Raw genomic sequence first — 12,541 nt, 5'->3', positions numbered from 1 at the left:
GATGCGTAAGTCAGTTATTGCGATTATCATCATCGTTCTGGTAGTTCTGTTCATGTCTGTCTTTGTGGTCAAAGAAGGCGAGCGCGGTATTACTCTGCGCTTTGGTAAAGTTCTGCGTGACGATGAAAACAAGCCGCTGGTTGTTGCACCAGGCCTGCACTTCAAGATTCCGTTTATTGAATCTGTGAAGATGCTGGATGCGCGTATTCAGACCATGGACAACCAGGCCGATCGCTTTGTTACCAAAGAGAAGAAAGACCTGATCGTTGACTCCTACATCAAGTGGCGCATCAGTGACTTTAGCCGTTACTACCTGGCAACGGGCGGTGGCGATGTTTCTCAGGCGGAAGTCCTGCTGAAACGTAAGTTCTCTGACCGTCTGCGTTCTGAAATTGGTCGTCTGGACGTGAAGGACATCGTTACCGATTCCCGCGGTCGTCTGACCCTGGAAGTGCGTGACGCGCTGAACTCCGGTTCTGCTGGCACGGAAGATGAAGTGGCAACTCCGGCAGCAGATAGCGCGATTGCCGAAGCGGCTGAACGTGTTCAGGCTGAAACGAACGGTAAAGTACCGGTCATCAATCCGAACAGTATGGCGGCATTGGGCATCGAAGTGGTTGACGTGCGTATTAAGCAAATCAACCTGCCTGCTGAAGTGTCCGAGGCTATCTACAACCGTATGCGCGCTGAGCGTGAAGCGGTAGCGCGTCGCCATCGTTCACAAGGCCAGGAAGAGGCGGAAAAACTGCGTGCAACGGCTGACTATGAAGTCACTAAAACGCTGGCAGAATCTGAGCGTCAGGGCCGTATTATGCGCGGTGAAGGCGATGCAGAAGCCGCTAAGCTGTTTGCCGATGCGTTCAGTCAGGATCCTGACTTCTACGCCTTCATCCGTAGCCTGCGTGCTTACGAGAAGAGCTTTGAAGGGAATCAGGACGTGATGGTCATGAGCCCGGACAGCGATTTCTTCCGCTACATGAAGACACCAAATACCGCGACACGCTAATCGCGTTCCAGCGGTTTTAAAGCAGCAAAACCACCGGCATCTCCAGGGATGCGGTGGTTTTCTTTTTATATAAGGGCGATGGATGAATTCAACAATTTTGCTGGCGCTCGCGCTGGTTTTGGTGCTGGAAGGGCTGGGTCCGATGCTTTATCCCAGCGCATGGAAGAAAATGATCTCCGCAATGGCGCAACTTCCCGAAAATATTTTGCGTCGTTTTGGTGGAGGTCTTGTGGTTGCGGGCGTTGTGGTCTACTACATGTTGAGGAAAACGATTGGCTGATCAATAAGTAGACTAATTTGCGGATTTTCGCATGCAAAAAGTGCTGTATATCTGAAAAAGCGGTGGTAGAATCCATTTTTAAGCAAACGGTGATTTTGAAAAATGGGTAACAACGTCGTCGTACTGGGCACCCAATGGGGTGACGAAGGTAAAGGGAAGATCGTCGATCTTCTGACTGAACGGGCTAAATATGTTGTGCGCTACCAGGGTGGTCACAACGCAGGCCATACTCTCGTAATCAACGGTGAAAAAACCGTCCTCCATCTTATTCCATCAGGCATTCTTCGCGAAAACGTAATCAGCATCATCGGTAACGGTGTTGTTCTGTCTCCGTCCGCGCTGATGAAAGAAATGAAAGGACTGGAAGATCGTGGTATCCCGGTTCGCGAGCGCCTGCTGCTGTCTGAAGCTTGTCCGCTGATCCTTGATTATCACGTTGCGTTGGATAACGCTCGTGAGAAAGCGCGTGGCGAGAAAGCGATCGGTACTACCGGTCGTGGTATCGGTCCAGCTTATGAAGACAAAGTAGCTCGTCGCGGTCTGCGTGTTGGCGATCTGTTTGATAAAGCAACTTTCGCTGAAAAACTGAAAGAAGTGATGGAATATCACAACTTCCAGCTGGTGAATTTCTATAAAGTTGAAGCAGTTGACTACCAGAAAGTGCTGGATGATGTGATGGCTATCGCCGACATCCTGACCTCAATGGTTGTTGATGTTTCCGATCTGCTGGACCAGGCGCGTAAGCGTGGCGATTTCGTCATGTTTGAAGGTGCGCAGGGTACGCTGCTGGATATCGACCACGGTACCTATCCGTACGTAACGTCCTCCAACACCACCGCAGGTGGCGTGGCAACCGGCTCCGGCCTGGGTCCACGTTATGTGGACTACGTTCTGGGTATCATCAAAGCTTACTCTACTCGTGTAGGTGCGGGTCCGTTCCCGACAGAGCTGTTTGATGACGTTGGCGAGTTCCTGTGCAAACAAGGTAACGAGTATGGCGCGACCACCGGTCGTCGTCGTCGTACCGGTTGGCTGGATTCCGTTGCTGTACGCCGTGCAGTACAGATTAACTCCCTGTCTGGCTTCTGCCTGACCAAACTGGACGTACTGGACGGTTTGAAAGAGGTGAAAATCTGTGTTGCTTACCGTATGCCGGATGGCCGCGAAGTAACGACTACTCCGCTGGCAGCTGACGACTGGAAAGGTATCGAGCCGATTTACGAAACCATGCCGGGTTGGTCTGAATCCACCTTCGGCGTGAAGGAACGTAGCGGTCTGCCGCAGGCAGCGCTGAACTACATCAAGCGTATTGAAGAACTGACCGGTGTGCCGATTGATATTATCTCAACTGGCCCAGACCGTACTGAAACCATGATCCTGCGCGACCCGTTCGACGCATAATTCTGGTTATAGCGTAGCGTCAAACGGCGCTGCGCTTGCACTAATTTAGGCCGGATAAGGTGCTTTGCATCAGAATCCGGCTTAAAATCACGTAAGTTCCTCGCTTTTTTCCTTCCCGAACTGAAATAAATTAGCGACCTGGCTGGTGGCTGGTTTATCATCAATGTAATTAATACTACCAGGTTTATCCGTTTTATCCCTTTTCCTGAGGTTGATGTGCAGTTAACAAGTTTCACCGATTACGGATTACGTGCGCTAATCTACATGGCGTCACTTCCCGAAGGACGTATGACCAGTATTTCTGAGGTGACAGAAGTCTACGGCGTGTCCCGTAATCATATGGTCAAAATAATCAATCAACTTAGCCGGGCGGGCTTTGTTACTGCTATTCGAGGAAAAAATGGCGGTATCCGCCTGGGTAAACCCGCTAAGGATATTGGTATTGGTGATGTGGTTCGCGAGCTGGAACCCTTATCGTTGGTCAACTGTAGCAGCGAGTTTTGCCATATTACCCCAGCCTGTAGACTCAAACAGGCGCTTTCTAAAGCAGTGCAAAGTTTTCTCACGGAACTGGACAACTACACACTTGCTGATTTGGTTGAAAAGAATCAACCGCTTTATAAATTATTGCTGGTGGAGTAACGACTCCCGCCAGCAGCGATGATGACGGAGGAACCGACATGTCACAAGATCCTTTCCAGGAACGCGAAGCAGAAAAATACGCGAATCCTATCCCGAGCCGGGAATTTATCCTCGAACATTTAACTAAACGTGAAAAGCCGGCCAACCGCGATGAGCTGGCCGCTGAACTCAATATTGAAGGTGAAGAGCAGCAAGAAGCGCTGCGTCGTCGCCTGCGCGCGATGGAGCGTGACGGACAACTGGTCTTCACCCGTCGTCAATGCTATGCGCTGCCGGAGCGTCTCGACCTGCTGAAAGGTACCGTTATTGGCCACCGTGATGGCTACGGCTTTCTGCGCGTTGAAGGCCGCAAAGATGACCTGTATCTGTCCAGCGAGCAGATGAAAACCTGCATTCATGGCGATCAGGTGCTGGCGCAGCCGTTGGGCGCGGACCGTAAAGGTCGCCGCGAAGCGCGTATTGTGCGCGTACTGGTGCCGAAAACCAGCCAGATTGTCGGCCGCTACTTCACCGATGCTGGTGTTGGGTTTGTCGTCCCAGACGACAGCCGCCTGAGCTTCGATATCCTGATCCCGCCGGAAGAGGTAATGGGCGCTCGTATGGGTTTTGTGGTCGTGGTTGAGCTGACCCAGCGCCCGACTCGCCGCACCAAAGCGGTGGGTAAAATTGTTGAAGTGCTGGGTGACAACATGGGAACCAGCATGGCCGTTGATATGGCCCTGCGTACTCATGAAATCCCATATATCTGGCCTCAGGCGGTTGAGAAACAGGTCGCCGGACTGAAAGAAGAAGTGCCGGAAGAGGCGAAAGTAGGACGTGTCGATCTGCGCGATCTGCCGCTGGTGACTATCGATGGCGAAGATGCGCGCGACTTCGACGATGCGGTTTATTGCGAGAAGAAACGCGGCGGTGGTTGGCGTTTATGGGTGGCGATTGCTGACGTAAGCTATTACGTTCGCCCGCCGACTCCGCTGGACCAGGAAGCTCGTAGCCGTGGCACATCCGTTTACTTCCCGTCGCAGGTTGTTCCGATGCTGCCGGAAGTGCTGTCTAACGGATTGTGTTCACTCAACCCGCAGGTGGACAGGTTGTGTATGGTCTGTGAAATGACCATTTCGTCGAAAGGCCGTTTAACCGGCTTTAAATTCTACGAAGCGGTCATGAGTTCCCACGCACGTCTGACCTACACTAAGGTCTGGCACATGCTGCAGGGCGACCAGGAGCTGCGTGAGCAGTACGCACCGCTGGTTAAACACATTGAAGAGCTGCATAACCTCTACAAAGTGCTGGATAAAGCCCGTGAAGAGCGTGGCGGTATCTCGTTTGAGAGTGAAGAAGCGAAGTTTATCTTCAATGCTGAACGCCGTATCGAGCGTATCGAGCAGACGCAGCGTAACGACGCGCACAAGCTGATTGAAGAGTGCATGATCATGGCGAACATCTCCGCGGCACGATTCGTTGAGAAAGCCAAAGAGCCAGCGCTGTTCCGTATTCACGATAAGCCGACGACCGAAGCGATTAACTCGTTCCGTTCCGTCCTGGCAGAGCTGGGGCTGGAGCTGCCTGGTGGCAACAAACCTGAGCCGCGTGATTACGCTGAACTGCTGGAGTCGATTGCTGACCGTCCTGACGCAGAAATGCTGCAAACCATGCTGCTGCGTTCGATGAAGCAGGCGATTTACGATCCGGAAAACCGTGGTCACTTTGGCCTGGCGTTGCAATCTTATGCGCACTTTACTTCACCGATCCGTCGTTACCCGGATCTCTCCTTGCACCGGGCGATTAAGTATCTGCTGGCGCAGGAGCAGGGCCATAAGGGCAACACCACGGAAACCGGTGGCTACCATTATTCGATGGAAGAGATGCTGCAACTGGGTCAGCACTGTTCGATGGCCGAGCGCCGTGCTGATGAAGCCACGCGCGATGTCTCTGACTGGCTGAAGTGCGACTTCATGCTGGACCAGGTGGGTAATGTCTTCAAAGGCGTGATTGCCAGCGTGACCGGATTTGGTTTCTTTGTCCGTCTCGATGAACTGTTTATCGATGGTCTGGTGCATGTCTCCTCTCTGGATAACGACTACTATCGTTTCGACCAGGTTGGGCAGCGCCTGACGGGGGAATCCAGCGGCCAGATGTATCGCCTGGGCGATCGCGTGGAAGTTCGCGTGGAAGCAGTCAACATGGACGAGCGTAAGATCGACTTCAGCTTGATCTCCAGCGAACGTGCGCCGCGTAATGAAGGTAAAACCGCCCGCGAAAAAGCCAAAAAAGGCGATGCGGGTAAAAATACCGGTAAACGTCGTCAGATGGGCAAAAAGGTGAATTTCGAGCCGGACAGCGCTTTCCGCGGCGAGAAGAAAGGCAGAGCCAAACCTCAGGCGGAAAAGAATGCGGCTGAGAAGAAAGGCGATAAAAAAGCGAAAAAGCCCTCGGCAAAAACGCTTAAAATTGCTGCCGCCACTAAAGCTAAACGTGCGGCGAAAAAGAAAGTCGCACAATAACAGCCATAGACTGTAAGTCGGGCAACCTTCGCGTTGCCCGGCGTTACGCATAAACTATTAACGAGTACATTCATGAGTGAAATGATTTACGGCATCCATGCGGTGCAGGCCCTGCTGGAACGTGCGCCTGAGCGCTTCCAGGACGTCTTTATTCTCAAAGGTCGTGAAGATAAACGCCTGCTGCCGCTGATCCACGCACTGGAAGCACAGGGTGTTGTCATTCAACTGGCTAACCGTCAGTTTCTGGATGAGAAAAGCGAGGGTGCGGTACATCAGGGGATTATTGCTCGCGTGAAGCCGGGCCGTCAGTATCAGGAAAACGATCTGCCGGATCTGATTGCTACGCTCGATCAGCCGTTCTTATTGATCCTCGATGGCGTCACCGATCCGCATAACCTGGGCGCATGCCTGCGTAGCGCCGATGCCGCTGGCGTACATGCTGTAATCGTACCGAAGGATCGTTCCGCACAGTTGAATGCGACGGCGAAAAAAGTGGCCTGTGGTGCGGCAGAAAGCGTACCGCTGATCCGCGTGACCAACCTGGCGCGCACCATGCGTATGCTGCAGGAAGAGAATATCTGGATCGTCGGAACCGCAGGTGAAGCCGACCATACTCTCTATCAGAGCAAAATGACCGGTCGTCTGGCGCTGGTGATGGGCGCAGAGGGTGAAGGTATGCGCCGTCTGACCCGCGAACACTGTGACGAACTGATCAGCATCCCGATGGCAGGGAGCGTTTCGTCATTGAACGTTTCAGTTGCGACGGGTATCTGCCTGTTTGAAGCCGTCCGCCAGCGCGGTTAAACTTATTTTTCAGACTAAGTCACCCGGATTCGGGTGGCTTTTTTTTATTTTAAACGAGTATGATAAAGGGTAGAAAATGATATTCATTTCATTTATTTCTAATTAAATTATATATGGATAATATATGGCATGGACTCCGCAGTTGCTTGCTGAAGCAGTACAAACTCTTCCTGAATTAAATATAGATATTGAATATAACGAGCAATCATTAATTATCAAAATGAATGATTATGGTGATTTATCACTCGGTATTTTATTCACATCCCGCCAGATAATTATTGAAACAGTTATTTGTCCTGTCTGCAGTATTAATCAGCAAAATGAATTCAATATTTTCTTATTACGTAATCAGAAACTCCTTCCTCTGTCTTCCGTGGGGATTTCTCGCGTTCAGCAGGATGAATATTACGTCGCATTTGGAGCACTTTCGCTTAATTCATCACTGGATGATGTAGTGCTGGAGATGACTACGCTTGCGGAAAACGCGCTAGATCTGGCTGAAATCACTGAAGAATACACTCACGAATAACAAGGAACGCTATTTATGGGAATTTTAAAAAGCCTGTTTACCCTCGGCAAGTCCGTACTTTCTCAGGCGGAAGAGTCAATTGAAGAAGCGCAGGGGGTCCGCATGCTGGAGCAGCATATCCGTGATGCGAAAGGTGAGCTGGATAAAGCCGGAAAATCACGAGTAGACTTGCTGGCGCGCGTGAGGCTGAGTAATGACAAGTTGAACGATCTGCGTGAGCGTAAATCTAGTCTGGAAACACGAGTGTTGGAAGCGCTGAGTAAAAACGCTAACCCGTCACTAATCAACGAAGTTGCAGAAGAAATTGCCCGCTTAGAGAATGTCATTGCTGCAGAAGAGCAAGTACTCGCTAACCTTGAAGTGTCGCGGGATGGCGTTGAAAAAGCGGTGAGTGCAACCGCACAACGGATTGCACAGTTTGAACAGCAGCTTGAGGTGGTAAAGGCGACGGAAGCGATGCAGCGCGCCCAGCAGGCAGTGACTACCTCGACCGTAGGCGCGTCTTCGAGTGTGTCTACAGCCGCAGAGTCGCTCAAGCGTTTGCAAACGCGACAGGCTGAGCGTCAGGCCCGTCTGGATGCCGCTGCGCAGCTGGAAAAGGTTGCGGATGGGCGTGACCTGGATGAGAAGCTGGCCGAAGCCGGCATTGGGGCGAGCAATAAAAGTTCGGCTCAGGATGTACTGGCACGACTGCAGCGTCAGCAAGGCGAGTAAACGTCGTGAAATGCGCCAGCCTCGAAAGAAGGCTGGCAGATCATTAAGGGAAAATCATGATGAGTTTTTTCCAGCGCTTATTCGGTAAAGAGGCTGCTGTTGCGCCAGCTCGCGGGCCGTTAGGGTTACATCTGAATGCTGGTTTTACGCTTAACACGCTGGCATTTCGTCTGCTTGAAGAGTCACTATTGATCGAATTGCCTGGTGAGGAGTACACCGTTGCAGCCGCCAGCCACATTGATTTAGGCGGCGGAAGCCAGATTTTTCGCTACTACACGTCCGGAGAAGAGTTTCTGCAAATCAATACCACGGGCGGCTCAGACATCGATGATATCGACGATATCAAATTCTTTGTTTATGCGGAAAGTTACGGGATTTCGCAGAAAAAACACTGGCAGTCTGCCATTAGCCCGTCCGTAATAGGGACGCCGACGCTGAGCTGGCAGGAAGAGCGCTGGCAACGCTTTTTTAACGAGGAAGAACCGGGGAATATTGAGCCGGTTTATATGCTGGAAAAAGTAGAAAATCATCAGCATGCCATATGGAATGTACATAATTTTACCATGGGCTATCAGCGGCAGGTTACAGATGATACCTGGGAATACCTGCTGTTGAACGGTGAAGAATCGTTTAATGAGCTGGGAGAGCCTGAATGGGTATTCTCGCGGGCGCTGGGTGTAGATATTCCATTAACATCACTTAATGTAATTGGTTAATTTCAGGGAAGGTTACACAATGCACATACTGGATTCATTGCTGGCTTTTTGCGCCTATTTTTTTATTGGCGCAGCCATGGTGATCGTTTTTCTGTTTATATACTCAAAAATTACGCCGCACAATGAATGGCAACTGATTAAAAATAATAATACAGCAGCGTCACTGGCCTTTAGCGGCACGTTGCTGGGCTACGTTATTCCGTTATCCAGCGCGGCAATTAACGCCGTCAGTATTCCGGATTATTTCGCCTGGGGCGGCATCGCGCTGGTGATACAACTCGTCATTTACGGCGGTGTGCGTTTATACATGCCGGCACTGAGTGAAAAAATTATTAATCATAATACTGCAGCGGGATTATTTATGGGGACCGCTGCCCTGGCGGGGGGTATTTTTAACGCCGCCTGCATGACATGGTAATGGACGATCATGGCAAGAAAACGTAAATCCGGAAACAAAAACAGGGGGCAAGGGCATTCTGCCATCACGCGAATTGGGCGTCCGGCGAACCCCTTTGCAAGAAAACGCAGCCGTTACAGTGGAAAATACCTGACGCTGGCCATTATGGGCGGAGCGGCATTTTTTGTCCTCAAAGGATGTGCTGATGACGGCAATAACGATGGTGATGGTACCTTTTACTCCGCGGTGAGTGAATGTATTGACGATGGCAATAGCGCCACCGTTTGTGCCGATGGCTGGAACAATGCGAAAGCAGAGTTCTACTCTAACCTGCCAAAGCAAATGAGCAAGCAGAGCTGTCAGACACAGTTTGGCGACTGTTATCTCGACAGCATCGATCAAAGCTGGGTGCCGATATTCTCCGGTTTTTTACTCAGCCGCGTCATTCGCAAAAATCGCGACGAACAATATGTTTATAGCAGCGGCGGTTCTTCCTATGCTTCGCGCCCGGTCTGGCGTACAACTTCCGGGGATTACAGTTGGCGTTCCGGTAGTGGAAAACATGATACTGCAACCAGCCATAGTTATACGACGAAGAAAGTCTCGACGGTTTCACGCGGCGGCTACGGGCGTTCGTCCAGCGCGCGTGGGCACTGGGGAGGTTAACGATGCTGCGACATGATGTCCCTGTTCGTCAGGATTTGGACCGGATCGCCTACGATCACGGCTTTGATTTTCATCTTATCGATAACGAGATTTACTGGGATGAGAGCCGGGCTTACCGCTTTACGCTCCGGCAAGTGGAAGAGCAGATCGAAAAACCCACTGCGGAACTGCACCAGATGTGTCTGGATGTCGTCGAACGAGCAGTTAACGACGAACAGATTATGCAGCAACTGGCGATCCCGCCGCTGTATTGGGACGTTATTGCCGAAAGCTGGCGCAATCGCGATCCCTCCCTGTACGGCCGCATGGATTTTGTCTGGTGCGGAAATAACGCCCCGGTCAAGCTGCTGGAGTACAACGCGGATACACCAACGTCGCTTTATGAGTCAGCGTATTTCCAGTGGCTATGGCTGGAAGATGCGCGTCGCAGCGGGGTGATCACACGCGACGCCGACCAGTACAACGCCATTCAGGAGCGGCTAATCTCCCGTTTTGCTGAGCTTTATAGCCCGGAGCCCTTCTATTTTTGCTGCTGCGAAGATACTGACGAAGATCGTACCACGGTGCTGTATTTACAGGATTGCGCACAGCAGGCGGGGCAAGAGTCACGGTTTATTTACGTCGAAGATCTGGGGCTTGGCGTTGGCGGTGTTCTCACGGACCTGGATGATAACGTCATTCGTCGCGCCTTTAAGCTCTATCCCCTGGAGTGGATGATGCGAGATGAAAATGGCCCCTTGCTGCGCCATCGCCGCGAACAGTGGGTTGAGCCGTTATGGAAGAGCGTACTCAGCAATAAAGGGCTGATGCCATTGCTGTGGCGATTTTTTCCCAACCATCCCAACCTGCTGCCCGCCTGGTTTGACGGTGAAACACCACAAATTGCAGCTGGTGAAAGCTATGTACGCAAACCGATATTTTCCCGTGAAGGGGGAAATGTCACCATTTTTGATGGTCAGCAGCAGGTCGTTGAGCATGCCGAGGGTGATTACGCCGAAGAACCGATGATCTATCAGGCATTTCAGCCATTACCGCGCTTTGGCGACAGCTACACGTTGATCGGTAGCTGGATCGTGGATGATGAAGCCTGTGGTATGGGGATCCGCGAGGATAATACTTTGATCACTAAAGATACTTCTCGTTTTATTCCTCATTATATTGCTGGCTAACCGTACTTTTGTGATCTCCCTCCGTCGCGAATAATGTGGTTCTGACCATACTTAAAGCGACGGCCATTGACGGAGGGAGACACAATGCACTGGCAAACGCATACCGTTTTTAACCAACCTGTACCGCTCAATAACAGTAACTTATATTTGTCCGATGGCGCGCTGTGCGAAGCGGTTATCCGCGAAGGCGCTGGTTGGGACAGCGATCTTCTCGCCAGTATTGGTCAGCAGCTAGGGACTGCCGAGTCGCTCGAACTGGGCCGTCTGGCCAATGCTTTTCCACCTGAACTGTTGCGCTACGACCCGCAGGGGCAGCGGCTGGATGATGTGCGTTTTCATCCAGCCTGGCATTTGCTGATGCAGGGATTGTGCGCCAACCGCGTACATAATCTGGCCTGGGAAGAAGATGCGAGGCAGGGAACATTTGTTGCACGGGCCGCGCGTTTCATGCTGCATGCGCAGGTTGAAGCTGGCACGTTGTGTCCGGTGACCATGACTTTTGCCGCCACGCCGCTGTTACTTCAAATGTTACCCGCCCCCTTTCACGACTGGCTTACGCCGCTGCTAAGCGACCGTTATGACTCGCATTTACTGCCCGGAGGGCAAAAGCGTGGGCTGCTTATCGGCATGGGCATGACCGAGAAGCAGGGTGGTTCAGATGTGCTGAGCAATACCACTCAGGCAGAACGTCTTGCTGACGGCTCGTATCGGCTGGTGGGACATAAGTGGTTTTTCTCCGTGCCGCAAAGCGATGCCCATTTAGTGCTGGCCCAGGCTAAGGGAGGATTATCCTGCTTTTTTGTGCCGCGATTTTTACCTGACGGGCAGCGTAATGCTATCCGTCTTGAGCGATTGAAAGATAAGTTAGGCAACCGCTCCAACGCCAGCTGCGAGGTTGAATTCCACGATGCGATTGGCTGGCTATTGGGTGAAGAAGGGGAAGGTATACGCCATATCCTGAAAATGGGGGGGATGACGCGTTTTGACTGTGCGCTCGGCAGTCACGGTATGATGCGACGTGCTTTTTCCGTCGCGATTTACCATGCTCACCAGCGGCAAGTTTTTGGCAAGCCATTGATTGAACAACCGATGATGCGCCAAGTGTTAGGTCGGATGGCGCTCCAACTGGAAGGTCAAACGGCGTTACTGTTTCGACTGGCGCGGGCCTGGGACCGTCGTGCTGATGCTAAAGAAGCGCTGTGGGCCAGGTTGTTCACGCCAGCGGCGAAATTCTCCGTTTGCAAAAGCGGTATGCCATTTGTGGCAGAAGCGATGGAAGTGCTGGGTGGGATTGGCTATTGCGAGGAGAGCGAGCTGCCGCGTTTGTATCGTGAAATGCCGGTAAACAGTATCTGGGAAGGCTCTGGCAACATTATGTGCCTTGATGTATTGCGGGTACTAACCAAACAACCCGGCATATACGAGATGCTCAGTGAAGCCTTTGCGGAAGTCAAAGGGCAAGACCGACATTACGATCGAATGGTGCGTCAGCTCCAGCAGCGTTTACGTAAACCCAGCGAGGCATTGGGGCGGGAGATTACGCAGCAGCTTTTCCTGCTTGGTTGCGGAGCGCAGATGTTGCGCTATGCCTCTCCACCAGTGGCGCAGGCCTGGTGCCAAATTATGCTTGATACGCGGGGGGGACTACGATTGTCTGAGCAGGTGCTGAACGATTTGCTTCTGCGGGCAACGGGGGGATTACGGTAATAATATGCC

General features: G+C 51.8%; 13 protein-coding genes. All 13 read left to right on the top strand.

The window, feature by feature from the left end:
- Position 1: 1 nt before the first annotated feature.
- The 13 genes from hflC to OGY37_RS12650 all read left to right on the top strand — a co-directional run bounded on the left by hflC (position 2) and on the right by OGY37_RS12650 (position 12,532).
- Complete coding sequence (hflC, locus tag OGY37_RS12710) at positions 2–1,006, top strand: protease modulator HflC (protein ID WP_003830491.1); 1,005 nt, start codon at positions 2–4, stop codon at positions 1,004–1,006.
- Between the two features lie 82 nt (positions 1,007–1,088).
- Complete coding sequence (locus tag OGY37_RS12705; RefSeq protein WP_003025602.1) at positions 1,089–1,286, top strand: DUF2065 domain-containing protein; 198 nt, start codon at positions 1,089–1,091, stop codon at positions 1,284–1,286.
- A gap of 102 nt (positions 1,287–1,388) precedes the next feature.
- Entirely contained in the window at positions 1,389–2,687 is a 1,299-nt protein-coding gene (gene purA, locus OGY37_RS12700; protein WP_003025606.1) for an adenylosuccinate synthase, read from the top strand.
- Between the two features lie 216 nt (positions 2,688–2,903).
- Positions 2,904–3,329 carry a nitric oxide-sensing transcriptional repressor NsrR gene (gene nsrR / locus OGY37_RS12695; protein WP_003830485.1) on the top strand — a complete coding sequence of 142 codons (426 nt, stop codon included), beginning with the start codon at positions 2,904–2,906 and terminating at the stop codon, positions 3,327–3,329.
- Between the two features lie 38 nt (positions 3,330–3,367).
- Positions 3,368–5,830: a ribonuclease R gene (gene rnr, locus OGY37_RS12690; protein ID WP_126319451.1), complete on the top strand. Its 2,463-nt coding sequence runs from the start codon at positions 3,368–3,370 to the stop codon at positions 5,828–5,830.
- A gap of 72 nt (positions 5,831–5,902) precedes the next feature.
- A complete protein-coding gene (rlmB, locus tag OGY37_RS12685) occupies positions 5,903–6,634 on the top strand; it encodes a 23S rRNA (guanosine(2251)-2'-O)-methyltransferase RlmB (RefSeq protein ID WP_126319449.1) in 732 nt (243 codons plus the stop codon).
- Positions 6,635–6,758: 124 nt separating this feature from the next.
- Positions 6,759–7,163, top strand: a complete 405-nt coding sequence (locus tag OGY37_RS12680) for a YjfI family protein (protein WP_003830480.1) — start codon at positions 6,759–6,761, stop codon at positions 7,161–7,163.
- A gap of 15 nt (positions 7,164–7,178) precedes the next feature.
- Complete coding sequence (locus OGY37_RS12675) at positions 7,179–7,877, top strand: PspA/IM30 family protein (RefSeq protein ID WP_126957062.1); 699 nt, start codon at positions 7,179–7,181, stop codon at positions 7,875–7,877.
- Between the two features lie 56 nt (positions 7,878–7,933).
- Positions 7,934–8,593 (top strand): YjfK family protein, encoded by a 660-nt coding sequence (locus tag OGY37_RS12670; protein ID WP_003830476.1) that lies wholly within the window; start codon positions 7,934–7,936, stop codon positions 8,591–8,593.
- A 19-nt stretch (positions 8,594–8,612) separates the two neighbouring features.
- A complete protein-coding gene (locus OGY37_RS12665) occupies positions 8,613–9,011 on the top strand; it encodes a DUF350 domain-containing protein (RefSeq protein WP_003830474.1) in 399 nt (132 codons plus the stop codon).
- A 9-nt stretch (positions 9,012–9,020) separates the two neighbouring features.
- Complete coding sequence (locus OGY37_RS12660; RefSeq protein ID WP_003830472.1) at positions 9,021–9,656, top strand: DUF1190 domain-containing protein; 636 nt, start codon at positions 9,021–9,023, stop codon at positions 9,654–9,656.
- A gap of 2 nt (positions 9,657–9,658) precedes the next feature.
- Entirely contained in the window at positions 9,659–10,825 is a 1,167-nt protein-coding gene (locus tag OGY37_RS12655) for a glutathionylspermidine synthase family protein (RefSeq protein ID WP_286620961.1), read from the top strand.
- An 84-nt stretch (positions 10,826–10,909) separates the two neighbouring features.
- Positions 10,910–12,532 carry an isovaleryl-CoA dehydrogenase gene (locus OGY37_RS12650; protein WP_149335660.1) on the top strand — a complete coding sequence of 541 codons (1,623 nt, stop codon included), beginning with the start codon at positions 10,910–10,912 and terminating at the stop codon, positions 12,530–12,532.
- The last annotated feature ends 9 nt before the right edge of the window (positions 12,533–12,541 follow it).

The sequence above is a fragment of the Citrobacter sp. Cpo030 genome, assembly GCF_030333005.1.
GTDB classification, from domain to species: Bacteria; Pseudomonadota; Gammaproteobacteria; order Enterobacterales; family Enterobacteriaceae; genus Citrobacter; species Citrobacter portucalensis.
Note: the sequence above shows the minus strand (reverse complement) of the source record. Positions and strands in the feature narration are given on the sequence as shown.

Bases quoted from the DNA above. Each gene is read 5' to 3' on its own strand.
- hflC (WP_003830491.1), top strand. From the start codon at position 2: ATGCGTAAGTCAGTTATTGCGATTATCATCATCGTTCTGGTAGTTCTG.
- OGY37_RS12705 (WP_003025602.1), top strand. From the start codon at position 1,089: ATGAATTCAACAATTTTGCTGGCGCTCGCGCTGGTTTTGGTGCTGGAA.
- purA (WP_003025606.1), top strand. From the start codon at position 1,389: ATGGGTAACAACGTCGTCGTACTGGGCACCCAATGGGGTGACGAAGGT.
- rnr (WP_126319451.1), top strand. From the start codon at position 3,368: ATGTCACAAGATCCTTTCCAGGAACGCGAAGCAGAAAAATACGCGAAT.
- rlmB (WP_126319449.1), top strand. From the start codon at position 5,903: ATGAGTGAAATGATTTACGGCATCCATGCGGTGCAGGCCCTGCTGGAA.
- OGY37_RS12680 (WP_003830480.1), top strand. From the start codon at position 6,759: ATGGCATGGACTCCGCAGTTGCTTGCTGAAGCAGTACAAACTCTTCCT.
- OGY37_RS12675 (WP_126957062.1), top strand. From the start codon at position 7,179: ATGGGAATTTTAAAAAGCCTGTTTACCCTCGGCAAGTCCGTACTTTCT.
- OGY37_RS12670 (WP_003830476.1), top strand. From the start codon at position 7,934: ATGATGAGTTTTTTCCAGCGCTTATTCGGTAAAGAGGCTGCTGTTGCG.
- OGY37_RS12665 (WP_003830474.1), top strand. From the start codon at position 8,613: ATGCACATACTGGATTCATTGCTGGCTTTTTGCGCCTATTTTTTTATT.
- OGY37_RS12660 (WP_003830472.1), top strand. From the start codon at position 9,021: ATGGCAAGAAAACGTAAATCCGGAAACAAAAACAGGGGGCAAGGGCAT.
- OGY37_RS12655 (WP_286620961.1), top strand. From the start codon at position 9,659: ATGCTGCGACATGATGTCCCTGTTCGTCAGGATTTGGACCGGATCGCC.
- OGY37_RS12650 (WP_149335660.1), top strand. From the start codon at position 10,910: ATGCACTGGCAAACGCATACCGTTTTTAACCAACCTGTACCGCTCAAT.